Origin of the sequence: Pseudomonas sp. PDM16 (genome assembly GCF_014851865.1) — a bacterium.
In the GTDB taxonomy this organism is placed as follows: domain Bacteria; phylum Pseudomonadota; class Gammaproteobacteria; order Pseudomonadales; family Pseudomonadaceae; genus Aquipseudomonas.
The window spans coordinates 327568-350250 of sequence record NZ_JACVAM010000005.1 but is presented as its reverse complement, the minus strand read 5'-3'; the positions used below and the strand labels follow the sequence as shown (position 1 = coordinate 350250).

The following is a 22683-nucleotide window of genomic DNA, read 5'->3' as shown; positions in this document are numbered from 1 at the left end:
CGCTCAGCTCTTCGACATTAGAGAAAACCACTGTCTCGTCGAAGGAGCTTCTTGTCCATGCATCACCGCAAACATCACCTCGCGCTCGCCCTGCAAGCCGCCCTCGCAGGGAGTGGCCTGGGCCTACCCGCCATGAGCGCCTGGGCCGAGCCCGCAGTCATCGCCTATGACCTGCCGAGGTCGACTCTGGAAGAGTCCCTGAGCCGACTCGCCCAGCAGGCAGGCATCACCCTGCCACTGGATCCGGCACTGCTCGCAGGCAAGCAGGCCCCCACTCTGAATGGCGAATACAACGTCAGGCAGGCTCTGGATCGCCTGCTGCAGGACAGCGGACTGAAAGCCCGACAAATCGACGAACGCATCTGGGCTCTGGAACCGATCAAGAATGCCACGTTCAATCTGGAGAACATGGTCATCACCGCCAGCCAGACTCATCACAATGAACTCACTGCCCCCGCCAGCGTCAGCGTGATCGGCCACGAGCAGCTGCAACAGATGCAGGCCCTGGATCTCGGCGAGGCGGTAGCCAAGGTACCTGGGGTCAATGTCACCGCCTCCTCCACCTACGGCCGCCACAAGATCAAGATGCGCGGCCTCGACTCCGACTACACCCTTCTGTTGGTCAACGGTCGCCGCATCAACTCACGCGATGCCCTGACCAGCGCCTATGCCAACGATTTCGATCTTTCGGCCATTCCCCTGAGCGCAGTAGAACGGATCGAAGTCATCCGGGGCCCGATGTCCTCCCTGTACGGTGCCGATGCGATGGGCGGTGTGATCAACGTGATTCTGCTCCGCCCCGGCAATCGGGCCGAAGGAACGATTAGCTACAGCTACCAGCACACGCCGTCGGGCGAAGGCGGCGACATTCATAGCAGCTCGATGTACGCCAGCGGGCCGTTAATCGAAGATCGCCTGCTCGGCAACCTGGTGCTCAACGGCAGCGACCAGGCCGCCTGGAAATCCAGCATGACCACCAACGACCGCGCCCATGCCCGGGAGCAACGGCAGAACTGGGCGCTCATGTCCAACCTCACATGGCTGCTCAACGACACCCAAGAGCTGGAACTGGACTTCAGCGCCCGCAACGATCAGCGCGACGGCGTGTGGAACAACTCCAACGTCAGCTTCCCGCGCAACCAGCAGGAAATGGAACGCTACACCTTCGGTCTGACGCATAACGCACAACTACAGAATGCCAGCACCCGCCTGCGCTACTACCACGAGCAAGTGAACCTGGACGACGACTCGCAACTGACTACTACGTTGCGCGGCATGGTCGGTGACGTCCGGCAGCGCAACCAGACGCTGGATGGCCAGATCAGCGGCGATCTCGGAAACCACCTGCTCACCGCGGGGGCCGAGTACCGCCACACCTTGCTCGAACACAATCAGAACCTCAACGGCGAGGAGGCCACGGACTTCCAGCGCGCACTCTACGTGCAAGATGAAATCGGCCTGGGCGACCTGCGCCTGACCCTCGGCAGCCGCCTGGACGACCACAAGTCATTCGGCTCCGAGTTCAGCCCACGCGCCTACGCCGTCTATTCGCTGACCGACGAGTGGGTGATCAAGGGCGGAGTGGGCAAGGCATTCAAGGCCCCGAGCATCAGCCAGTCTGATCCAAGCTACGCCATCGCCGCCTGCCGGGGTCGCTGCGTGGTCGCCGGCAACCCGGACCTGAAGCCGGAAACGGCGACGTCCTATGAAATAGGTACCCTGTACCAGGGAGAACACCTCGAACTCGGTGCCAACCTGTTCTACAACGATATCGAAGACATGATTCTGGCCGACGGCTGGCGGGCCGGGCACATGCCGTCCGTACTGACCTACTACAACATCAGTAGCGCCCGTACCCGCGGCGTCGAGCTGTTCTCCAAGACCCAACTGGCAGATGGCCTGGGGCTGTCCGTCAACTACACCCTGACCGAGGCAGAGGATCGAGACACCGGCGGCGACCTGCGCCAGGTACCACGACATACAGGCAATATCGACCTGAGCTGGCAGGCCTCCCCACGCTGGCAGGCTCAGTTGGGCTATCAATACATCGGCAGCCAGCTGCTGCGCAACACCATCAGCAACAGGGATGTAGACAGCGGCGCCTATCACCTGGTCAACCTGGGCACCCAGTACCAGTTGACCCCACAACTGAGCCTCAACGGCGGGATGAAGAATCTTGGCGACGCCAAGCGTGATTCGGCCGCGCGCGACAGCGACTACATAGAACAGAGCCGGACCCTTTACGCAGGCTTCACCCTAGCGTTCTGAACCGCCATCGGCAGAAGCAAGTGGCAAAGGCGCAAATGCCGATGTCACTCGCTGCCATTGCTCGGGGTACAAAAAAGCCGGCCACGAAGGCCGGCTATTCTTTTTCGGGCGCCCGGCCAGAAAGGCCATGACTCCACGGATTGGTGCCCGAGGCCGGGGTCGAACCGGCACGACGGTTAAGTCGGGGGATTTTCTTACCACTTCGACTTTCGCCGCCAGCCAAGGACTGTTCGTGGTCTGGAGCACGCCTTCACCTTAGCCCGGAAGCCTTAGGTGCCCGCCGTCTGCTCTCTACACCTTCCCGGGCTCGTCGAGTCCGGGCTTGGCTCGGCGTTGGCTCGAATGCCAGGGCATCCAGGGCGTTCGCCGAATTTGACGGGCGTCACCTCGGAGGTTTCCCTCTGAGGGCTCAAATTGCTTTCAAGTCCCCTGTGTCTACCGATTTCACCACTCGGGCGTCTGGATCAGACTGGAGCGACATACATCACACCCGGTGCACGCTGACACCGAGCTGCTAGAGAGGCCCGTAATCGGGGCCGTGTAGCGAGGGCAGGACTATATACATCCAGCACCAGCCGGGCAAGGCTCCAAGAGCGGAACAAACCGACGCATATCAATGACGTACGAGCGATCGATGCCAACTGGCCGGGGAACGCAGCCCATCGGCTGGCAAAGATGAGGCACTGAGGGATGATTGCTGCAGGCGGCTCTCGTCGACCGATGCGCCGCCATCCTTAGCGGCACCGCGGAATCGTCCACCGCACCGCGCAACTCCTTTTCGTGCTCTAGGGGAGCGTGCTGGCCCACCCGAAAAGGACCTGCGCGAGCGGTAACGACCGCAAACATTGACCCACCGAGGCCGCAGGAGTTCGGGAGAGATATCGGAAATGACACAATTGAAAATTGATTGACGGTACCAGCCAAGCCGCAACCAGCCTGGTCAGGGTGCTAGAAATCGCCGCCGAACAGTCGGAGACCATCAACGAAAAGGCCCAGCGAAGCTGGGCCTGACCTGTAAACGCCCCGAGCCTTGGGGCAAGCGCACTGGCGCTAGTAATACTGAGTCTAGCTGGGCCTATGGCAAATGCCAGTATTAGAACTAGAGGCTCAGTTCGCGATTGGACGCTTTGAGGAACTCGCGCTTGAGGTCTTCGTAGGTATGTACAGCCGGGAACTGCGGGAATTCGCGAATCACGTTTTCCGGCGCATGGAACAGGATGCCCGCGTGTGCCTCGCTGAGCATGGTGGTGTCGTTGTACGAGTCGCCAGCAGCGATAACGCGGTAGTAGAGGCTCTTGAAGGCGATCACCGACTGGCGCTTGGGGTCCTTCTGGCGCAGCTGATAGCTCACCACTCGATCAGTCTCGTCGGTGATCAGCTTGTGGCACAGCAGAGCCGGGAAGCCCAGTTGGCGCATCAGCGGCTGGGAGAACTCGTAGAAAGTGTCGGACAGGATCACAACCTGGAAGCGCTCGCGCAGCCAGTCGACAAACTCCACAGCACCTTCCAGCGGCTTGAGAGTAGCGATCACTTCCTGAATATCTTTCAGCTTCAGGCCGTGCTCATCGAGGATGCGCAGGCGCTGCTTCATCAGCACGTCGTAGTCGGGAATATCGCGGGTGGTGGCCTTGAGCGCGTCGATACCGGTTTTTTCGGCGAAGGCGATCCAGATTTCTGGAACCAGTACACCTTCGAGGTCGAGGCAGGCGATTTCCACGGGCGTCTCCTAAATGCGATGGGCTGTCGAGGGCCGGCACTCTAGCAGCATGGCCGGGCGCCGGTAAACCGGGCCGCGCCGGTGGTTGAGGTGGTCTCAGACTGGTAACATCCTCGCCCCTGAATTCACTGCCCACAGGACCGCTCAGATGACGTTCGATCTGGCCGCTATCAACACCGAACTCGGAAAAGACGCCGAAAAACTCGTGGAATGGGCCCTGGGCCTGGGCAAGACGGCGATCTGCACCACCAACTTCCGCCCCTTCGAGGCGGTCATCCTGCACATGGTCACGCGCGTCAAACCAGATATCCAGGTGATCTGGATGGATAACGGCTATAACACCGAAGCGACCTACAAATTCGCCGATGAAGTGAGCAAGCAGCTCAACCTCAACCTCAAGACCTACCTGCCGCTGCGCTCGCGCGCCCACCGCGAGGCCATCGACGGCCCAGTACCGGGCCTGGACGATCCACGCCACGCCGCCTTCACCGAGGAGGTCAAACTGGAGCCTTTCGCCCGAGCCCTGCGCGAAGCGGCACCAGAAGTCTGGTTCACTGCACTGCGTGCCAGCGATACCGCCGTGCGTGCACAGATGGACCCGGTGAGCGTCAACCCAGACGGCCTGATCAAAGTCGCTCCGCTGCTGCACTGGAGCTCCAAGGAGCTGTACGAATATCTGGTGAAGCACAACTTGCCGAACAACTTCGATTACTTCGACCCAACCAAGGGCGAAGATAATCGCGAGTGCGGCCTGCACATCAGCCATTGATCTCGCAGAATGAAAAAGGGCGCCCGAAGGCGCCCTTTTTCATTCCTACAAGAATCAGTGCACGGGCAGCTCGACACCGTCAAACAGCTCGTCCAGCTCGGCCTTGGTGTGGCACTGCACGGCCTTGGCCAGTACATCGCGGGTCAGGTGGGGAGCAAACTTCTCGATGAAGTCGCACATGAAGCCACGCAGGAAGGTGCCGCGACGGAAACCGATCTTGGTGATGCTGGACTCGAACAGCTCGCTGGCATCAAGGATCACCAGGTCGTTGTCGAGCTTCGTGTCCACCGCCATGCGCGCCACGATGCCGACGCCCAGACCCAGACGCACGTAGGTCTTGATCACGTCGGCGTCCGCCGCCGTGAATACCACCTTGGGCGTCAGACCTTTATGGCTGAAGGCCTCGTCCAGTTTGGAGCGACCGGTGAAGCCGAACACATAGGTGACGATCGGATGCTCGGCCAGCGCTTCCAGGGTCAGCTTCGGCAGCTTGGTCAGCGGATGGCCTTGGGGCACGATCACGCAACGGTTCCAGCGGTAGCAGGGCATCATCACCAGATCGTTGAACAGTTCCAGGCCTTCGGTGGCGATGGCGAAGTCTACGGTGCCGTCGGCCGCCATTTCGGCGATCTGCGTCGGCGAACCCTGATGCATGTGCAAAGCCACTTCCGGGTACTGTTTGATGAATCCGCTGATCACCGGCGGCAGCGCATAGCGCGCCTGGGTATGGGTGGTGGCGATGGACAGTGTGCCCTTCTTCTCGTTGGAGAATTCCTGGGCGATCTGCTTGATGCTCTCCACCTTGCGCAGGATTTCCCCGGCGGTGGTGATAATACGCTCGCCTGCTGGCGTGACACGGGTCAGATGCTTGCCACTACGTGCGAAGACTTCGACTCCCAGCTCATCCTCCAGCAAGCGGATCTGCTTGCTGATGCCGGGCTGCGAGGTGTAGAGGCTCTGCGCAGTAGCAGAGACATTGAGGTCATGATGCGCCACTTCCCAGATGTAGCGCAGTTGCTGCAGCTTCATAGAAATCCCTCAAAGCAGATAGACGCCGCCCGAATTGCCAACGCAGCGATATAACCATATTAACGGTTTAGAGATTAAAACTAGACGATTTTTTGAGTCTTGCATGCCGTTCGTCTAACGGTTAGCGATAAGGACCGCTAACGGTGCTGCAGCATCGGCACCAGATAGACAGGCGTTTCAGCCAATTGCAGCAGTCGCGCAGCTGTCCTGCCCAGAGGAATATCCTGCGCTGCGCCATGGCTGTGACTGCCTACGACCAACAGATCGACCCCGAGTTTCCGGGCCTCGTCGAGAATCACCTGAGCCGGGTCCCCCTGTGCCACCCGCACGCTGCGGACGATCTGCATATCCTGCTGGGTCTCGCCCATTTCATCGCGAAAGCCTTCGAGCACGCGCTGCTCGATGCTGGCCATCACAGTGGTAAGACCCTTGCTACGCAACTCCTGCAGGGTCTTTTCATCCAGATAGGTGTTAAGCACCGATTCGGCGAACAAGCCCAGCGGCTCGACGGCGTGCACCACATGCAACTCGGCCTGAAACGCCTTGGCCAATGACAAGGCGTGCTGAAGCACATAGGGCGCATAGAGCCCTAGGTCGGTGGCGTAGAGAATGGAGCGAATCATGCGGCCTCCCTGACTTCCTGCTAGGGCCAATCTGAGCTTAGCAGCGCCAATAGACGACTGACTCAAGCGACATCACGCCGACGAAACCGTCACTCCGATGAGCTGAGGAAACGCAGGGTCTGATAGAGCATGCGCATCCTCGGCAATTCACAGCCAGCCAAATCGGCAGCCGCAAGCGGAGCAGCATAGATGGCATCCAGCTCCAGAGGCCGGCGATGCTTGAAGTCGTGATGCATGCTGGGCAGGTAATCCGGCATCTGCTCGGTCACGGCCAACAACTTTTCTGCGTACCCATCAGGCAGGTGATACCCGCAGGATGCCGCTCCATGCACTACTTCCTGCATCAGCGCCAGAATCAGCGCACGGCTGTCGGCACTGGCCATAAGTCGTGTAGTGCCCGCATCCAACAGAACCGAGAGACCGTTGTACGGTACATTCCATACCAGCTTCTGCCAGCGAGCCTGCTGGAGGTCTGCCATGGCGGTCGACTCGAGCCCTGCGGAACGAAACAGCGAAGCCCCCTCCTCGACCACCGCCCGACGCTCGTCGGCAGTCGAAACCGGCCCGGAGTGATAACCCAGATTCACGGCGCCCAACGCCTGGTGCTCAATCACGCCCGGCGCTGCCCGATGTGTACAAATAAAGCAGAGTCCACCCAGCAGATGCAGCGAGTCCGGTAGCAGCGGCCGCAACTGGTCCTCGACGGCAAGGCCATTTTGCAGCAGAACCACCCTGGCACCCGGCGCACCCACCCGGGCAATGATCGGGGCCAGTTCGGCGTTGCTGGTCGTCTTGGCCCCCACCAGCAGCCACTCGCAGGAAGGCATGTCCTCGGCTCTGTTCCAGGCCTGCACGGGATGGACATACAATTCACCATACACCGCACTGTTCAGACTAAGTCCGCGCTGCGCCACTACCGAGTATTCGCTACGCAGAAGAAAATGCACATCATGGCCAGCCCTGGCCAGCATCAGACCGTAGAAGCCGCCAATAGCACCGGTTCCGATTATGCCAATACGTTGACGCATCAAGGTAACTCCTCGGGGGAACGATCTATTGCCTGCTGAAGCCCTGCAGAAAGCCCGGATCGATCAAGCGGGCATTGCAAACTGCCAAGGAAATGGCCGTCACGGACCAGAAACAGGCTAGGCAGGTGAAAAACCTCATAACGCTGCACCAGGCCGCCATTGGTGCCTGCATCCACCCAGCACAACCGGTCTATGGAAAGATTCATTACAGGCAATTTGCGACGAGTCCAACGACAACTGGCACAACCTGTGCTGGTGAATATCAACAAGGAGGTGCCTGGCAGCTCCAGTAACCGGCGGTCGGCGTCCAGATCCGTCAGCTCCAGGCTAGGCACTATACTGTTTTCGACTGATGGCAAAAGGATGGCATCCGGAGTAGTCACAATGCGTCGTTTTTTACGTCACCCTAGCGACATGCCGGTTGAACTCGTTCAACGCAAGCACGCCTTCCTGCCACGGCAACGGCTGAACAATATCAGCCTAGGCGGGGTGGCCTGCAATTCCACCAAAGGCTTCCGCAAAGGCACAGCAGTGGAGCTACGCATCCCGGTTCTCGGCGAGCAGGCCCGCTATCCCGGTGTTGTGGCCTGGTGCCGCAAGCAGGCGGAGCACTATCTGGTCGGCATTGCCTTCATCGACGAAGACACCCTATTTCGCGCACGCATGGTCGAGCAGGTATGCCAGATAGAGCATTATCGCCACCAGCGCGAGCAGGAGTTGGGCACGGTGCTGGAGGTGGAAGCTGTCGCTCGCGAGTGGATCGCAATGCATGCTGCCGAGTTCCCCAGCACGCAAATCCACTGACTCCGGCCGCTTGCGCCCATTGTCTAGCCGGCCTCGAACGCGTTAAGGTGCCTGTCCCCCGCTGCGCCCCATGATTCCGCCTGAAGAGGCGCTCGGCTCCCGTGACCTGACGAGTACCACGATGGCTGATTTACCGATTGACGATCTTAACGTTTCATCCAATGAAACCCTGATCACCCCGGCGCAGCTCAAGCGCGAAATCCCCCTCACCGAAGCCGCCCAGCGTACCGTTGCCAACGGCCGCCAGGTCGTTCGCGACATTCTCGATGGCAAGGATCATCGCCTGTTCGTGGTGGTCGGCCCCTGCTCCATCCACGATATCAAGGCCGCCCACGAATATGCCGAGCGCCTCAAGGTATTGGCCGCCGAGGTTTCCGACAGCCTGTTCCTGGTCATGCGCGTGTATTTCGAGAAGCCGCGCACCACGGTCGGCTGGAAAGGCCTGATCAACGACCCATACCTGGATGACTCGTTCAAGATCCAAGATGGCCTGCACATCGGCCGCCAGCTCCTGCGCGACCTGGCCGAGATGGGCCTGCCGACCGCCACCGAGGCGCTCGACCCGATTTCCCCGCAGTACCTGCAGGACCTGATCAGCTGGTCGGCCATCGGCGCCCGCACCACTGAATCCCAGACCCACCGTGAAATGGCCTCGGGCCTGTCCTCGGCAGTGGGCTTCAAGAACGGCACTGACGGCGGTCTGACCGTAGCGATCAACGCCCTGCAGTCGGTCTCCAGCCCGCACCGTTTCCTCGGCATCAACCAGGAAGGCGGCGTATCGATCGTCACCACCAAAGGCAACGCTTACGGTCATGTGGTGTTGCGCGGTGGCAACGGTAAACCCAACTATGACTCGGTCAGCGTCGCCATCTGCGAACAGGAACTGGCCAAAGCCAAGATCAGCCCGAACATCATGGTCGACTGCAGCCACGCCAACTCCAACAAGGACCCTGCTCTGCAGCCGCTGGTCATGGAGAACGTGGCCAACCAGATTCTCGAAGGCAACAACTCCATTGTGGGCCTGATGGTGGAGAGCCACTTGGGCTGGGGCAGCCAGTCGATCCCGAAGAACCTGTGCGATCTCAAGTACGGTGTTTCAATTACCGATGCTTGCATCGACTGGGACACTACCGAGAAGACCCTGCTCAGCATGCACGCCAAGCTCAAGGACGTACTGCCGAAACGTCAGCGCAGCAGCTGATCACGGTAGAAATAAAAACGCCGGGCAATGCCCGGCGTTTTTATTTCGGAAAACTCAGTGCTTGAGCTGCTGGCGCTGGCGCCGCTCCAGATAGCGCTCGACGTAGGAACAGGAAGGAATCACCGTGTAGCCCATGGACTCGGCGAACACCAGCGCCTCTTCAGTCAACGCAGCAGCAATACCGCGACCACGCAGAGCGTTTGGAACGAAGGTACGGTAGATGTCGAGCGTCTGCTTGCCCAGATCCATATAGGCCAGATAGGCGCGGTGGCCGTCGATTACAGCCTCGAATTGATGACCCGCCTGGTCATGGTGGATGGACAACCCTTCGCTCATTTCATCTCCCCAGTAGACGTTGTAACAACCTTTACCTTATCCGATCTTTTACGGTTGGAGAAATACCTATCTCTGCAACCTACCCCTCCAGAACACGCGGTAGAACATGCTTCGCCTGCACACGCCTAACCGATTGAAGCGCACTGATCAGCAACGCTCCGCAACCGACTGCCTATTGAGTCAATGCATCGACTCATAGTTGATCATAAAAAACCGAAACAATGGGGGGGGCAGCCAGAGAAACTACGACAAGAACAGCACATCGAAGTTGCCTGAATATACCTGTTTCACAAATAGCTTCTGGCGATAGGCTAAAGATGCTGCAGAAACGATGAAACTGTATGTTTTTTAAACAAAAAACGCGGGTGGCAACGATTTTTTTCTCCATAGCTAGCGCCACTCGTTTTACTTACACAGAGTAACGGGTAGTATGTGGCTCGGCTAATTTCCCAAGCTCGGGGAATTGCTTTTCATGGAAAGTCCACCTTAAGGGGAACACGATGAACAACGTTCTGAAATTCTCTGCTCTGGCCCTGGCCGCCGTTCTGGCTACCGGTTGCAGCAGCGTATCCAAAGAAACCGAAGCCCGTCTGACCGCTACCGAAGACGCCGCTGCTCGCGCTCAGGCTCGTGCTGACGAAGCCTACCGCAAAGCCGACGAAGCTCTGGCCGCTGCTCAGAAGGCTCAGCAAACTGCTGACGAAGCCAACGAGCGCGCTCTGCGCATGCTGGAAAAAGCCAGCCGCAAGTAATTCTTGCGAAGGCTTTGAAAAAGCCGATCCGGGTTACCGGGTCGGCTTTTTTATTGACCACCCTCAAGCAAAGATCCGTTGTAACTTCTCAACAGACCTTTGTACTCGATTAGAAAGTTAGCGCTTCACCGTGATTTGCAATCGCCTCGTCAGGAGTGGCGATCTCGATTGGAATTCCATCTTCCGAAGCCACCACCTCTCGGACCATCTCCCAGTCCAGACGCATGCTGCCGCCCATCGCTTCGTTCTTCAGTAGCGCATTGATCACTGCAGTATGCTTGTCCACCACCGACGGCTCACCCTCATCCGTAAGCGGCGCATGTGCCTCGAGGTACACCTTGCCGCCACTGAAGCCGAACTTGTAAGGCTCGTTGATGATTCGAACCGAGGTACCCACAGGCGCCATCTTCGCCAGCTCGAGCACGTTGTTGTTCAACATGCGGAAGCAGCCATGGCTGACGCGCATCCCGATGCCGAACTTCTTGTTCGAGCCATGGATGAGGTAGCCAGGAGTACCCAGCGTGAACTTGAAAGGTCCCAGCGGATTATCCGGGCCGGGCGGCACATAGGCTGGCAACGGGTCGCCATCGGCAGCATGTTCTGCGCGAATGGATGCCGGCGGAGTCCAACCCGGATTCGGCGTCTTCGCCGTCACCGTCGTGTGGGCGATAGGAGAGCCCCAGCCTTCACGACCGATTCCCAGCGGGAACGTGTGCACGACGTTCTGCCCTTTCGGAAAGTAGTACATGCGGTATTCGGCCAGATTGATCACGATGCCCTCGCGAGGCCCCGGCGGCAGGATGTAGCGAGTTGGCAGAATGATCTCGCTACCCTCACCCGGAAGCCAAGGATCCACACCCGGATTGGCGGCAACCATTTCCAGATAGCCCAGATCGCTGGCAGTGGCGATATCGGCGAAGGTGTCCTCGTACCTGGCCTTGATCACCTGGACCTGGCCAACAATATCCTCGCCAGGAGGCGGCAGAGGCAATTCAAGCGCAGCGGCGGGGCCGACGACTGCCAGGCTGGCAAGGCTCAGCGAGCGAGCAAGCGACAACATCCTTTAATCCTTGGGGTGAATGGCTGATGAGTGAGGTCGGGAATTGTACACGGGCCGTCACGCGGCCGGGAGCCATCAGGCACCGGACCAGGGAAGCCGCTCACCGCGCCGCTGCGCATCCAGGGCATCACGGCAAACGGGGCAAAGGCGTCTGTCACGCAGGCCTGCCTTGGTCACCGAGCGCATGACGGGCAGCGCCGGCAACAATCCGCCACACAATGTACGGTCTGCAAAACCGCCCAGCTCCAGCTGTCTGGCCACCAGATGCACCTTCGCCTCGCGGCAGGCAAACAGGTCGAGCTGTTCATCTGGCACGATCAACTGATAGGCATACAGGGACCAGGCGGGACGCGGCATTCAGGGCTCCGGAGCGGGGTCGCCACGATAGCCGAAAGCCAGCAGACGGGGAAGGCTCAGAGCAACGGTTCCAGCGTCGGCCAGACGTTCTCCAGCATCTTCGGCTGACCAGCCACCGCCGGGTGAATGCCATCCGCCTGCATCATGCCCGGCACACCACCCACTCCTTCCAGCAGGAACGGCACCAACGGTACCTGTTTGTCCGCGGCAACATCCGCAAACACCTGAGCAAAGGACTGAATATAACGCTGGCCATAGTTCGGCGGCAGACGCATGCCCAGCAACAGCACGCCAGCACCCGAAGCCTTGGAGGCATCCACCATACGGGCAAGATTCTGTTGCAATTGCGCAGGAGGCTGCCCCCGAAGACCATCATTGCCACCCAGCTCGATAATCACCAACTGCGGCTGATGCTGTGAAAGCAGCGCCGGCAGGCGCGCCAAGCCACCCGAACTGGTGTCGCCACTGATCGAGGCGTTCACCACCTGATGCTCGAAACCACCCTCTTCCAGGCGATTCTGCAGCAATGCAACCCAACCCTGTCGGGTATCCAGTCCCAAACCGGCGCTGATACTATCGCCGACGACCAGGACGGTGCCGGCCAGTGCGCCCTGTGCCCACAGCAACAGTGTCAGCGCACCGCTCATCCACAATGCACGCATCGGACTCTCCATGAGCGCAAGCATTCTTACTGCGCGGCACCTTAGCAAAGTGGTACCCAGCACGGAAGGCGAACTGGCCATCCTCCACGACCTCTCCCTCGAGCTGGCCAGCGGCGACAGCCTGGCCATCGTCGGTAGCTCCGGCTCCGGCAAGTCTACCCTCCTCGGCCTGCTCGCCGGGCTCGACCTGCCCAGCGCTGGCGAGGTGGAGCTGGCAGGTCATGCACTGCAATCACTCGATGAGGATCGCCGCGCACGCGTACGCGCCGAACATGTCGGCTTCGTATTCCAGTCCTTCCAACTGCTGGACAACCTCAATGCCCTGGAAAACGTCATGTTGCCGCTGGAGCTGGAAGGCCGCGGCGATGCCCGCCAGCGCGCTGCCTCGCTCTTGGAGCGAGTAGGCCTGGGACAACGCTTCGGCCACTACCCGCGCCAGCTGTCCGGTGGTGAGCAGCAACGTGTAGCCATTGCCCGGGCATTTGCCGCCGAGCCGGCGATCCTGTTCGCCGACGAACCCACCGGCAACCTCGACAGCCACACCGGCGAGCGCATCAGCGACCTGCTCTTCGAACTGAACAAGGAACGCGGCACCACCCTGGTCCTGGTCACCCACGACGAGCGCCTGGCCCATCGCTGCCACCGCCTGATCCGCCTGGAAGCCGGGCATCTCGTCGACAGCGTGGAACCCTGATGGCCGCTCGCCTGCTTGCCCTCGCCTGGCGTCAACTGCTGCGCGACGCACGCGCTGGCGAGTTGCGCGTGTTGTTCTTCGCCCTGCTGGTGGCTGTCGCCGCCAGCACCGCCATCGGCTACTTCGGCGCTCGCCTCAACGGCGCCATGTTGCTGCGTGCCACCGAGTTTCTCGGTGCCGATCTGGTCCTGAACGGTAGCGCGCCTGCCACCCCCGAGCAGATTGAGGTCGGCCGCAAACTGGGGCTCGAACATGCACAGGTGGTCGAATTCGCCAGCGTCATCGCCGGCGTACAGGGTATCCAGCTCGCCAGCATCAAGGCCGCCGACGGCAGTTATCCGCTACGCGGAGAATTGAAGAGCGCCGCCGAACCCTATGCTCCGGAACAACCCGGTGGCGGCCCCAAGCCGGGCGAGGCCTGGGCCGAAGCCCGCCTGTTCGCCGCGCTGGACCTGAAGGTCGGCCAGGACATCGAAGTTGGTAATCGGCAGTTGCGCCTGACCCGCGTACTGACCCACGAGCCCGATCGGGCCGGTGATTTCTACAGCCTCACGCCACGCGTGCTGATACATATGGACGATCTCGCCTCCACCGGAGTGGTACAGCCGGGTAGCCGAGTACGCTATCGCGACCTCTGGCGCGGTGAGGCCGATATCCTGGCACGTTATCGCGAGGCCACCGAGAAAGGCCTTGCCGCCCACCAGCGCCTGGAAGATGCCCGCGATGGCAACCGGCAGATCGGCGGCGCGCTCGGCCGTGCCGAGCGTTATCTGAATCTCGCCAGCCTGGCCGCCGTGCTGCTGGCCGGCGTCGCTGTTGCCCTATCGGCCGCACGCTTTGCCGCGCGCCGTTTCGACACCAGTGCCCTGCTGCGCTGCCTGGGCCTGTCACGCCGCGAAGCCCTGAGCCTGTTCGGCCTACAGCTGGCCATGCTCGGCCTGCTCGCCAGCCTAGCAGGCGCCTTGCTCGGCTGGATTGGCCAACTGGTGCTGTTCAAACTGCTGCAGGGGCTGCTACCACCCGGGGTTCCCCCGGGCGGACTATTACCGGCATTGGCCGGTATCGCCACCGGACTGGTTGCCCTGGCCGGCTTCGCGCTGCCGCCGTTGGCCGCTCTGGGTCGCGTGCCGCCACTACGAGTATTGCGCCGCGACCTGCTTCCGATTCCGCCCAGTTCCTGGCTGGTCTACGGGGCGGCCCTGCTCGCACTGGGGCTGATCATGTGGCGACTGAGCCTGGACCTGAAGCTGACTCTGGGCCTGCTCGGTGGCGGCCTGCTCGCCACCCTGCTGCTGGGCGGCATCTTGCTGCTGGGGCTGAACGCCCTGCGCCGCCTGCTGGCACGTGCCTCCCTGCCGTGGCGACTGGGCCTGGGGCAGCTGCTGCGCCACCCGCTGGCTGCGGCGGGACAGTCGCTGGCCTTCGGCCTGATCCTGCTGGCCATGAGCCTGATCGCCCTGCTACGTGGCGAGCTGCTCGACACCTGGCAGGATCAGTTGCCGCCAGAAGCTCCCAACCACTTCGCCCTCAATGTGCTGCCGGACGAGCGTGCTGCGTTCGCCGCGCGCCTCGAACAGCTGTCGCCCCATCCAGCCCCGCTGTACCCGATAGTCGCCGGGCGACTGACCATGATCAATGGCGAGCCGGTAAAAGGCATCGTCAGCAAGGACAGTCAGGGCGAGCGAGCCATCCAGCGCGATCTCAGTCTGACCTGGGCCGCCGAGCTTCCCGAGGGCAACGTATTGCTCGACGGACACTGGTGGCAGCCCCAGCAACCGGGAGAGCAGCCCGGCGTTTCGGTGGAGTCCGAACTGGCCGAAAGCCTGGGCCTGAAGCTGGGAGATGCACTCACCTTCAGTGTCGGCGGCATGGAGAAGCAGGCCCGGGTCACCAGCCTGCGCCAGGTCGAGTGGGATAGCTTCCAGCCGAACTTCTACATGATCTTCGAACCGGATACGTTGCAGGATCTGCCCGCCACCTACCTGACCAGCTTCTACCTGCCGCCACGCAGCGAAAAGCAACTGGTCGAGCTGTCGCGCGAGTTCCCGGCCGTCACCCTGCTACAGGTCGAGGCATTGCTGGAGCAGCTGCGCAGCATCATGGCCCAGGTCAGCCTGGCGGTTGAGTATGTGCTGCTGTTCGTCCTGGCCGCTGGCCTGGCAGTACTGTTCGCCGGCCTACAGTCGACCCTCGACGAACGCCTGCGCCAAGGTGCGCTGCTGCGCGCCCTTGGTGCCGAGCGGCGCCTGCTGCTGAGAGCCCGCCGCGCCGAGTTCGGCCTGCTCGGTGCCGGCAGCGGTCTACTGGCCGCCGTCGGCTGCGAGCTGGTCAGCTTCCTGCTCTATCGCTATGCCATGGAGCTACAGTGGCAACCCCACCCCTGGCTGCTGCTGTTGCCACTTATCGGCGCTCTACTGGTAGGCGGGGCCGGTGTGTGGGGCACACGCAAGGCGTTGAACGCATCACCGCTGACCGTGCTGCGAGAAGTCTGAGCTTCAGCCTGAGCCTGCACAGGATCTACCTGCGCTCGCCCCCTGCTTCACCGAAGCTCGGTGAAGCAGGCCGCCTCTAGTCACACGATGATCTGGCACAGAAGGGCGAGCGTAGCGAGTCATGCTCATTAATAGCGAGTGACTCGCTTTCACGTCCCGTCTGCTGCCTCTACAAGCCTTTTCGGCAGCGCTTAGCCTGACTGACCTTCGCTCGACGAGCTTTCTTACAGAACCTAGAATCGCCCGACCTTCATATCTCGCGAGCACCATGAGCCGTTACCGTCCGCCCCGTACCGCTGGTACTCCACTGATCACGCCTGAGGGCGAGGCCCGCCTGCGCGAAGAACTGCACGAGCTCTGGCACGTGCGCCGCCCTCAAGTGACCCAGGCAGTCAGCGAGGCTGCCGCCCTCGGCGATCGTTCGGAAAACGCCGAGTACATCTACGGCAAGAAGATGCTCCGCGAAATAGACAGTCGCGTGCGCTTTCTCACCAAACGCCTGGAGAATCTCAAGGTGGTGGATGCCCCGCCGGCCGACCCGAACAAGGTCTACTTCGGCGCCTGGGTGACCCTGGAGGACGAAGATGGCGCCGAGTCGCGCTACCGCATCGTCGGTCCCGACGAACTGGATCTCAAGCTCGGATTGATCAGCATCGACTCACCCCTGGCCCGCGCCCTGGTGGGCAAAGCGCTGGACGCCGAGGTACGAGTGCAGGCGCCTGGTGGCGAGCAGGAGTTCTACATCACCGCCATCGACTACCCGACGCTCAGCGCAGGCTGATCAAACCCTGGCGCGCGACCCGCACCAACTGCTCGATCAGTTCATCGCCCATCGGCTGCGCCTCCACACCGACCACCACCAGGTCGAAGGCATTGGCCGGCAAGCGGGAGAGTTCCCGCGCGTCAGCGCCCGAGAAACGGATCAGGAAATTGCGTGCCCCCGACCACTGTTTGGGCCAGCCCTCGAGACTCTTGAGCAGGCGGGGCTGATGGCTGCCGACAAGCAGCACATGGGGATGGCGATTGACCGCAGTGCGCGGCAAAGGGGAAAAATGCAAATGCGTGCGAGGGCAGCTCATGGATGCAGTCTCAGCCTCATAGTCCCGCCGGACTGCGGTGGGAGGCGACACCGGCCAGCGCTTTAGCGGTATTCGCCCAACCGGGCAGCGCCCCGCAAGTTGCTCTTAAATCGGCGCTATGGGGTGCGATCCTAGGAATGCCGCCCACCACTGTCAAGGTATGCCTATGCTGCGACTCTTTTACGCCCTGCCTTGCCCCGCCCACATCGCCACGCGAGTCGACACGTGGCGCCAGGGCCAGCAATTCGCCGGCCAGCCCGTCCCCGCCGGCAACCTGCACCTGACTTTGGCATTCCTGGGCCATCTGCCAGAGAGCCGGCTGGCACTGCTGGAGCAGTTGCCGGCTCGGCTGCCGCTGGCCGAACTCGCCTTCGAACTGCGGCTGGATCGCCTCGACTGCTGGCACGGCGGTCTGCTGCATCTGGCGCCTAGCCAACCACCCGAGCAACTCCTGGCATTGGCCGATGGCCTTCAACAGCTCCTTGCCGAGGCCGGCATGCCGATCGAGAACCGCGACTACAAACCACACCTGACGTTGGCAAGAGAGAGCCATTTGCCGGAACGAGTGGCTGCACCAGCCTATGCATGGAACGTCGATGAGTTCGTGCTTTACCAGTCCGAAAAGTGCCTATATCACCCCTTGAAGCGGTGGCCTCTGGCCTGACCCGAACCCGCCAATCAGCTTCCGGAAACGCAGTCACCCTCCCGAAGAGGGGGAACGCCTGTTTCCCTCGGTAACAACCCACAGGCGAAGCGGGAAGCCAATAACCATGCGGTCTTCACCGCAAACGCCCGTTTAGAGCCTTCGTTCTAAATCGATAGGTTTTGGCACAGATCATGCCCATTGCCTCCTGCTGCAGTACCGACTCCAGGAGGGAGCGGATGGCTGGACAAGGACGGATCACTGCCTACTCACCGTTCGAGAGCAACCGATGAATAATAAGAAGACTCTGCTCGCCCTCTGTGTCGGAAGCAGCCTGCTGCTGTCCGGCCAGGCTGATGCCGGACTGTTCGGCTCTACCGGCTACACCAAGACCAAGTACCCGATCGTTCTCGCCCACGGCATGCTGGGCTTCGACAGCATCCTCGGCGTCGACTACTGGTACGGCATCCCATCCTCGCTGCGCTCGGACGGTGCCAGCGTCTACGTCACCCAGGTCAGCCAGCTGAACACATCCGAACTGCGCGGTGAAGAGCTGCTGGATCAGGTCGAAGAGATCGCCGCCATCAGCGGCAAGGGCAAGGTCAACCTGGTCGGCCATAGCCATGGAGGCCCGACCATCCGCTATGTCGCCGCGATCCGCCCTGATCTGGTCGCCTCGGTCACCAGCGTCGGCGCACCCCACAAGGGCTCGGACACTGCCGACTTCCTCCGCCAGATTCCGCCCGGCTCTGCCGGAGAGGCCCTGGTTGCCGGCATCGTCAATGGCCTCGGCACGCTGATCCACTTCCTTTCCGGCAGCCCGAGCAAGGCTCCGCAGAACGCCCTGGGCTCACTCGAATCCCTCAACAGCCAGGGAGCGGCGGTGTTCAACGCCAAGTTCCCCCAAGGCATTCCGACCAGCTCCTGCGGTGAAGGGGCCTACAAGGTCAACGGTGTCAGCTACTACTCGTGGAGCGGCACCAGCCCGCTGACCAACATCCTCGATGTCAGCGACATCCTGATGGGCGCCAGCTCGCTCACCTTCGACGAGCCCAACGATGGTCTGGTCGGGCGCTGCAGCTCGCACATGGGCATGGTGATTCGCGACAACTACCGGATGAACCACCTCGACGAGGTCAACCAAACCTTCGGCCTGACCAGTCTGTTCGAGACCGATCCGGTCACCGTGTATCGCCAGCAGGCCAACCGCCTCAAGCTGGCCGGCCTCTGAGCCAAGAATCGGGGCCCGTACGGGCCCCGATGTTTTCTCCTGCCGAGTCTCGCCGTGAACAAGCCATTGCTATTGGCCGTGCCCCTGCTCATCGGGGTGGGCGTTGCCACCACTCTCTACTTCAACCCCCTCGAACCGCAGGGCTCGCCCTCTGCGCCGCAACAAGCGCCCACCGAGCCACCGGCGCGCATGGCGCCCCCCCAGCCCGAAACCAACGCGCAAGAGCCACCGGCGCTGACTGCGGGCATCACCCCGCTGCCGCCATCCTTTGCCGGAACCCAGGTGGACGGCCAGTTCCGTCTCGACGAAGCCGGCAACCTGCTGATCAGCATGGATATCCGGCGCATCTTCGATTACTTCCTCAGCGCCTATGGCGAGGAGACCATCGGGACCAGCATCGAACGCCTGCAGGCCTACATCCGCAGTCAACTCGACGAGCCGGCCGAGAGCCAGGCGCTGGCCCTACTGGAGCAGTACCTGGACTACAAGCGCCAACTGATCCAGCTGGAGAAGGACCTGCCACAGATGGCCAGCCTGGACGCCATGCGACAGCGCGAGCAGGCCGTGCAGAACCTGCGCGCCAGCATCTTCAGCAGCGAGGCGCACCAGGCCTTCTTCGCCCAGGAGGAGGCCTACAACCTGTTCACCCTGCAGCGCCTGGCGATCCGTCACGACCAGTCGCTGGACGATCAACAGAAAGCGCAGGCAATGGATCGCCTGCGCGATGGCCTGCCGGAGGAGATGCAGGAGATGGTAGTGCCTCAGCTGCAAGCCGAACTACGCCAGCAGACCGCGGCATTACAAGCCCAGGGTGCCGACCCGGCGCAGATCCAGCAGCTGCGTCTGCAGCTGGTCGGTGCCGAAGCCACCGCGCGCCTGGAGGTGCTGGACCAGAAGCGCCAGCAGTGGCAGCAGCGCATTGACGATTATCGTCGCGAGAAAGCCCATATCGAGAACAGCGGGCTCAGCGATGAGGACAAGCAAGCCAGCATCAGCAGAATGGCGAAAGAGCGCTTCGACCAGCGTGAGATGCTGCGACTGGAAGCAGCCGAACAACTGGCCCAGAGCCGGGAGGCCGAGGTGAACAGAAACGTACCGTGATACGTGCCGGCCGCACTTGCCGGTCCGCGTGACACCTCTTTCGTGACAGCACTGGCAACGGCTAGCGGCGCCATCCCAGAAACTGCACCACTGCCTCCGCGGCACTCCGCAGATGCTGCTCATGGTCGAAGCCCGATGACTTGAGCGGCTTCAGGTCATGGTCGGCAGCCGCCAGCCAGTGCAAAACGATGCTCGGCGCCAGCTCATAGCTACTCACGGTTTCCCGATTGCCCAAGGCATCGCGCTCACCCTGCACGATCAGCGTGCGTGTCTGCAGCTGCGCCAGATGCGCCACGCGGGGCTTCTCCGGCTTGCCCGCCGCATAGAAGGGGTAGCCCAGGCAAACCAGCGCATCTGCGCCCAGCTCGTCCGCCAACAGGCTGGCCATGCGCCCGCCCATGGACTTGCCGCCAATGGCCACCGGTCCTGTCACCTGCTCGCGAACCTCGCGCCACACCGCGCGCCAGCTGTCCAGCAGTTGCGCCTGCGGATTTGGCGGGCGCTTGCCGCCATTCAGCCGCCTCTCTGCCATGTAGGGAAACTCGAAACGCAGGACGCTCACCCCACGCTCCGCCAGCAGTTCAGCCATGCGTTGCATGAACGCGCTGTCCATTGGCGCACCGGCACCGTGGGCGAGGATCAACACCCCCTGCGACATCGTGTCCGCCCCGTTCCACAGCCATCCCCGAGCTCGGCATTGATCCCCGTCAATAACCATCATCTTGCCATTACTCATGCTTGCCCTGCTTTTCATAACCGTGGATGGAAGCCCAACACATGAACACAACCAGCACTGCGGCCTACAACTATAAAGTTGTCCGCCAGTTCGCCATTATGACGGTGGTTTGGGGCATAGTCGGGATGGGGCTCGGCGTGTTCATCGCCGCCCAGCTGGCCTGGCCTGAACTGAACTTAAACCTGCCGTGGACCAGCTTCGGCCGGCTTCGGCCACTGCATACCAATGCGGTGATCTTCGCCTTCGGTGGCTGCGCTCTGTTCGCCACCAGCTACTACTCGCTGCAACGCACCTGTCAGACCCGTCTGATCTCCGACAAGCTCGCCGCCTTCACCTTCTGGGGTTGGCAGCTGGTTATCGTCCTGGCGGCCATCAGCCTGCCACTGGGCTGGACCAGCTCCAAGGAATACGCCGAACTGGAATGGCCGATCGACATCCTCATCACCATCGTCTGGGTAGCATACGCGCTGGTCTTCTTCGGCACCCTGCTGAAGCGCAAGACCAAGCACATCTATGTGGGCAACTGGTTCTTCGGCGGCTTCATCCTGACCGTGGCGATCCTGCACATCGTCAACAACCTGGAACTGCCGATCACCCTGACCAAGTCCTACTCCCTATACGCCGGTGCAACCGACGCCATGGTGCAGTGGTGGTACGGTCACAACGCCGTGGGCTTCTTCCTGACCGCCGGCTTCCTGGGGATGATGTACTACTTCGTGCCGAAGCAGGCCGGGCGCCCGGTTTACTCCTATCGCCTGTCCATCGTGCACTTCTGGGCGCTGATCACCCTGTACATCTGGGCCGGTCCGCACCACCTGCACTACACCGCCCTGCCGGACTGGGCCCAGTCCCTCGGCATGGTGATGTCTCTGGTTCTGCTGGCTCCGAGCTGGGGTGGCATGATCAACGGCATGATGACCCTGTCCGGCGCCTGGCATAAGCTGCGCTCCGACCCCATCCTGCGCTTCCTAGTGGTATCGCTTGCCTTCTACGGCATGTCCACCTTCGAAGGCCCGATGATGGCCATCAAGACCGTCAACGCCCTCTCCCACTACACCGACTGGACCATCGGCCACGTACACGCCGGCGCCCTCGGCTGGGTAGCGATGATCTCCATCGGCTCGCTGTATCACCTGATCCCGAAGGTGTTCGGTCGTGAGCAGATGCACAGCCTGGCGCTGATCAACTCGCACTTCTGGCTCGCCACCATCGGTACCGTGCTGTACATCGCCTCCATGTGGGTCAACGGCATCACTCAAGGCCTGATGTGGCGTGCAGTGAACGACGACGGCACCCTCACCTACTCCTTCGTCGAAGCCCTGGAAGCCAGCCACATCGGCTTCGTAGTCCGAGTTCTGGGCGGTGCCATCTTCTTCCTTGGCATGCTCCTGATGGCCTGGAACACCTGGCTGACCGTACGCGCCGCCAAGCCGGCCGAATACGACTCTGAAGCCCTGATTCCTGCAGAGGTCGCCCACTAATGAGCAGTAAGCACGAAATACTCGAGAAGAACGTCGGCCTGCTGGCCCTCATGATGATCTTCGCAGTGAGCATCGGCGGTCTGACCCAGATCGTTCCACTGTTCTTCCAGGACGTGGTCAACGAGCCGGTCAAGGGCATGAAGCCCTACACCGCTCTGCAACTGGAAGGTCGTGACATCTACATTAAGGAAGGCTGCGTTGGCTGCCACTCCCAGATGATCCGTCCGTTCCGTGCCGAAACCGAGCGCTACGGCCACTACTCCGTCGCCGGCGAAAGCGTCTGGGACCACCCGTTCCTGTGGGGTTCCAAGCGTACCGGTCCGGACCTGGCCCGCGTCGGCGGCCGCTACTCGGACGACTGGCACCGCGCCCACCTGTACAACCCGCGCAACGTGGTTCCGGAATCGAAGATGCCGGCCTACCCGTGGCTGGTCGAGAACACCCTCGACGGCAAAGACACCGCGGCCAAGATGAGTGGTCTGCGCACCCTCGGCGTGCCCTACACCGACGAGGACATCGCCGGCGCCCAGGAATCGGTCAAGGGCAAGAGCGAAATGGAGGCGCTGGTCGCCTACCTGCAGGTCCTCGGCACCAGTCTGAAGAACAAGAGGTAATCGGAC

The 22683-nt window shown here is 61.5% G+C and carries 24 protein-coding genes; 13 read left to right on the top strand and 11 right to left on the bottom strand.

Annotation, left to right across the window (positions count from 1 at the left end):
- The first annotated feature begins 57 nt into the window (after nucleotides 1-57).
- Nucleotides 58-2268 carry a TonB-dependent receptor gene (locus IB234_RS18805; protein ID WP_192320761.1) on the top strand — a complete coding sequence of 737 codons (2211 nt, stop codon included), beginning with the start codon at nucleotides 58-60 and terminating at the stop codon, nucleotides 2266-2268.
- Nucleotides 2269-3367: 1099 nt separating this feature from the next.
- Here IB234_RS18805 and thrH read toward each other — a convergent pair.
- The gene (gene thrH, locus IB234_RS18800) at nucleotides 3368-3985 is read right to left on the bottom strand and encodes a bifunctional phosphoserine phosphatase/homoserine phosphotransferase ThrH (protein WP_192320759.1); all 618 of its coding nucleotides are present in this window, start codon (nucleotides 3983-3985) and stop codon (nucleotides 3368-3370) included.
- A gap of 148 nt (nucleotides 3986-4133) precedes the next feature.
- Here thrH and IB234_RS18795 point away from each other — a divergent pair, with 148 nt between their 5' ends.
- Nucleotides 4134-4754, top strand: coding sequence for a phosphoadenosine phosphosulfate reductase family protein (locus tag IB234_RS18795; RefSeq protein ID WP_192320757.1), 621 nt, complete (start codon nucleotides 4134-4136; stop codon nucleotides 4752-4754).
- A gap of 54 nt (nucleotides 4755-4808) precedes the next feature.
- On the opposite strand, the gene cysB is transcribed toward IB234_RS18795, so the two are convergent.
- The 4 genes from cysB to IB234_RS18775 form a co-directional block, all read right to left on the bottom strand.
- Nucleotides 4809-5783, bottom strand: a complete 975-nt coding sequence (gene cysB, locus IB234_RS18790; RefSeq protein WP_137973036.1) for an HTH-type transcriptional regulator CysB — start codon at nucleotides 5781-5783, stop codon at nucleotides 4809-4811.
- A gap of 137 nt (nucleotides 5784-5920) precedes the next feature.
- Nucleotides 5921-6406, bottom strand: coding sequence for a universal stress protein (locus tag IB234_RS18785; RefSeq protein WP_192320754.1), 486 nt, complete (start codon nucleotides 6404-6406; stop codon nucleotides 5921-5923).
- An 89-nt stretch (nucleotides 6407-6495) separates the two neighbouring features.
- A complete protein-coding gene (locus IB234_RS18780) occupies nucleotides 6496-7434 on the bottom strand; it encodes a putative 2-dehydropantoate 2-reductase (protein WP_192320752.1) in 939 nt (312 codons plus the stop codon).
- A complete protein-coding gene (locus tag IB234_RS18775; protein WP_318652051.1) occupies nucleotides 7434-7817 on the bottom strand; it encodes a thioredoxin in 384 nt (127 codons plus the stop codon). The genes IB234_RS18780 and IB234_RS18775 overlap by 1 nt, the downstream gene beginning before the upstream one ends.
- Nucleotide 7818: 1 nt before the next feature.
- Here IB234_RS18775 and IB234_RS18770 point away from each other — a divergent pair, with 1 nt between their 5' ends.
- Nucleotides 7819-8238, top strand: a complete 420-nt coding sequence (locus IB234_RS18770) for a PilZ domain-containing protein (RefSeq protein WP_192320750.1) — start codon at nucleotides 7819-7821, stop codon at nucleotides 8236-8238.
- Between the two features lie 121 nt (nucleotides 8239-8359).
- Nucleotides 8360-9439, top strand: a complete 1080-nt coding sequence (locus IB234_RS18765) for a 3-deoxy-7-phosphoheptulonate synthase (RefSeq protein WP_192320748.1) — start codon at nucleotides 8360-8362, stop codon at nucleotides 9437-9439.
- Nucleotides 9440-9493: 54 nt separating this feature from the next.
- Here the strand turns inward: IB234_RS18765 and IB234_RS18760 are convergent, their stop codons facing one another.
- A complete protein-coding gene (locus tag IB234_RS18760; protein WP_192320746.1) occupies nucleotides 9494-9775 on the bottom strand; it encodes a GNAT family N-acetyltransferase in 282 nt (93 codons plus the stop codon).
- Nucleotides 9776-10275: 500 nt separating this feature from the next.
- Between IB234_RS18760 and oprI the strand changes: the two genes are divergently transcribed.
- Complete coding sequence (gene oprI, locus IB234_RS18755) at nucleotides 10276-10527, top strand: outer membrane lipoprotei OprI (RefSeq protein ID WP_003448337.1); 252 nt, start codon at nucleotides 10276-10278, stop codon at nucleotides 10525-10527.
- A 109-nt stretch (nucleotides 10528-10636) separates the two neighbouring features.
- Here the strand turns inward: oprI and IB234_RS18750 are convergent, their stop codons facing one another.
- From IB234_RS18750 to IB234_RS18740, 3 genes are all read right to left on the bottom strand, one after another.
- Complete coding sequence (locus IB234_RS18750; RefSeq protein WP_192320744.1) at nucleotides 10637-11587, bottom strand: L,D-transpeptidase family protein; 951 nt, start codon at nucleotides 11585-11587, stop codon at nucleotides 10637-10639.
- A gap of 75 nt (nucleotides 11588-11662) precedes the next feature.
- Entirely contained in the window at nucleotides 11663-11944 is a 282-nt protein-coding gene (locus IB234_RS18745) for a hypothetical protein (RefSeq protein ID WP_192320742.1), read from the bottom strand.
- Nucleotides 11945-12000: 56 nt separating this feature from the next.
- The gene (locus IB234_RS18740; RefSeq protein ID WP_192320740.1) at nucleotides 12001-12606 is read right to left on the bottom strand and encodes an arylesterase; all 606 of its coding nucleotides are present in this window, start codon (nucleotides 12604-12606) and stop codon (nucleotides 12001-12003) included.
- A gap of 10 nt (nucleotides 12607-12616) precedes the next feature.
- On the opposite strand from IB234_RS18740, the gene IB234_RS18735 reads away from it, so the two are divergent.
- The 3 genes from IB234_RS18735 to greB all read left to right on the top strand — a co-directional run bounded on the left by IB234_RS18735 (nucleotide 12617) and on the right by greB (nucleotide 16573).
- Complete coding sequence (locus tag IB234_RS18735; protein WP_192320738.1) at nucleotides 12617-13300, top strand: ABC transporter ATP-binding protein; 684 nt, start codon at nucleotides 12617-12619, stop codon at nucleotides 13298-13300.
- A complete protein-coding gene (locus IB234_RS18730) occupies nucleotides 13300-15792 on the top strand; it encodes an ABC transporter permease (RefSeq protein WP_192320736.1) in 2493 nt (830 codons plus the stop codon). Before IB234_RS18735 ends, IB234_RS18730 begins: the two co-directional genes overlap by 1 nt.
- 268 nt (nucleotides 15793-16060) lie before the next feature.
- A complete protein-coding gene (gene greB, locus IB234_RS18725; RefSeq protein ID WP_192320734.1) occupies nucleotides 16061-16573 on the top strand; it encodes a transcription elongation factor GreB in 513 nt (170 codons plus the stop codon).
- Here the strand turns inward: greB and IB234_RS18720 are convergent.
- Entirely contained in the window at nucleotides 16560-16871 is a 312-nt protein-coding gene (locus tag IB234_RS18720) for a hypothetical protein (RefSeq protein ID WP_225580677.1), read from the bottom strand. The two genes, greB and IB234_RS18720, sit on opposite strands and share 14 nt — an antisense overlap.
- A 166-nt stretch (nucleotides 16872-17037) precedes the next feature.
- Between IB234_RS18720 and thpR the strand changes: the two genes are divergently transcribed.
- The 3 genes from thpR (at nucleotide 17038) to IB234_RS18705 (ending at nucleotide 19846) form a co-directional block, all read left to right on the top strand.
- A complete protein-coding gene (gene thpR / locus IB234_RS18715; protein WP_192320732.1) occupies nucleotides 17038-17535 on the top strand; it encodes an RNA 2',3'-cyclic phosphodiesterase in 498 nt (165 codons plus the stop codon).
- Nucleotides 17536-17803: 268 nt separating this feature from the next.
- Entirely contained in the window at nucleotides 17804-18745 is a 942-nt protein-coding gene (locus tag IB234_RS18710; RefSeq protein ID WP_192320730.1) for a triacylglycerol lipase, read from the top strand.
- A gap of 54 nt (nucleotides 18746-18799) precedes the next feature.
- Nucleotides 18800-19846: a lipase secretion chaperone gene (locus IB234_RS18705; protein WP_192320728.1), complete on the top strand. Its 1047-nt coding sequence runs from the start codon at nucleotides 18800-18802 to the stop codon at nucleotides 19844-19846.
- A 61-nt stretch (nucleotides 19847-19907) separates the two neighbouring features.
- Here the strand turns inward: IB234_RS18705 and IB234_RS18700 are convergent, their stop codons facing one another.
- A complete protein-coding gene (locus IB234_RS18700; RefSeq protein WP_192320726.1) occupies nucleotides 19908-20582 on the bottom strand; it encodes an alpha/beta fold hydrolase in 675 nt (224 codons plus the stop codon).
- A gap of 41 nt (nucleotides 20583-20623) precedes the next feature.
- On the opposite strand from IB234_RS18700, the gene ccoN reads away from it, so the two are divergent.
- Both ccoN and ccoO read left to right on the top strand, forming a co-directional pair.
- Complete coding sequence (gene ccoN, locus IB234_RS18695) at nucleotides 20624-22063, top strand: cytochrome-c oxidase, cbb3-type subunit I (RefSeq protein WP_192320724.1); 1440 nt, start codon at nucleotides 20624-20626, stop codon at nucleotides 22061-22063.
- Nucleotides 22063-22677, top strand: a complete 615-nt coding sequence (gene ccoO / locus IB234_RS18690; RefSeq protein WP_192320722.1) for a cytochrome-c oxidase, cbb3-type subunit II — start codon at nucleotides 22063-22065, stop codon at nucleotides 22675-22677. Before ccoN ends, ccoO begins: the two co-directional genes overlap by 1 nt.
- The last annotated feature ends 6 nt before the right edge of the window (nucleotides 22678-22683 follow it).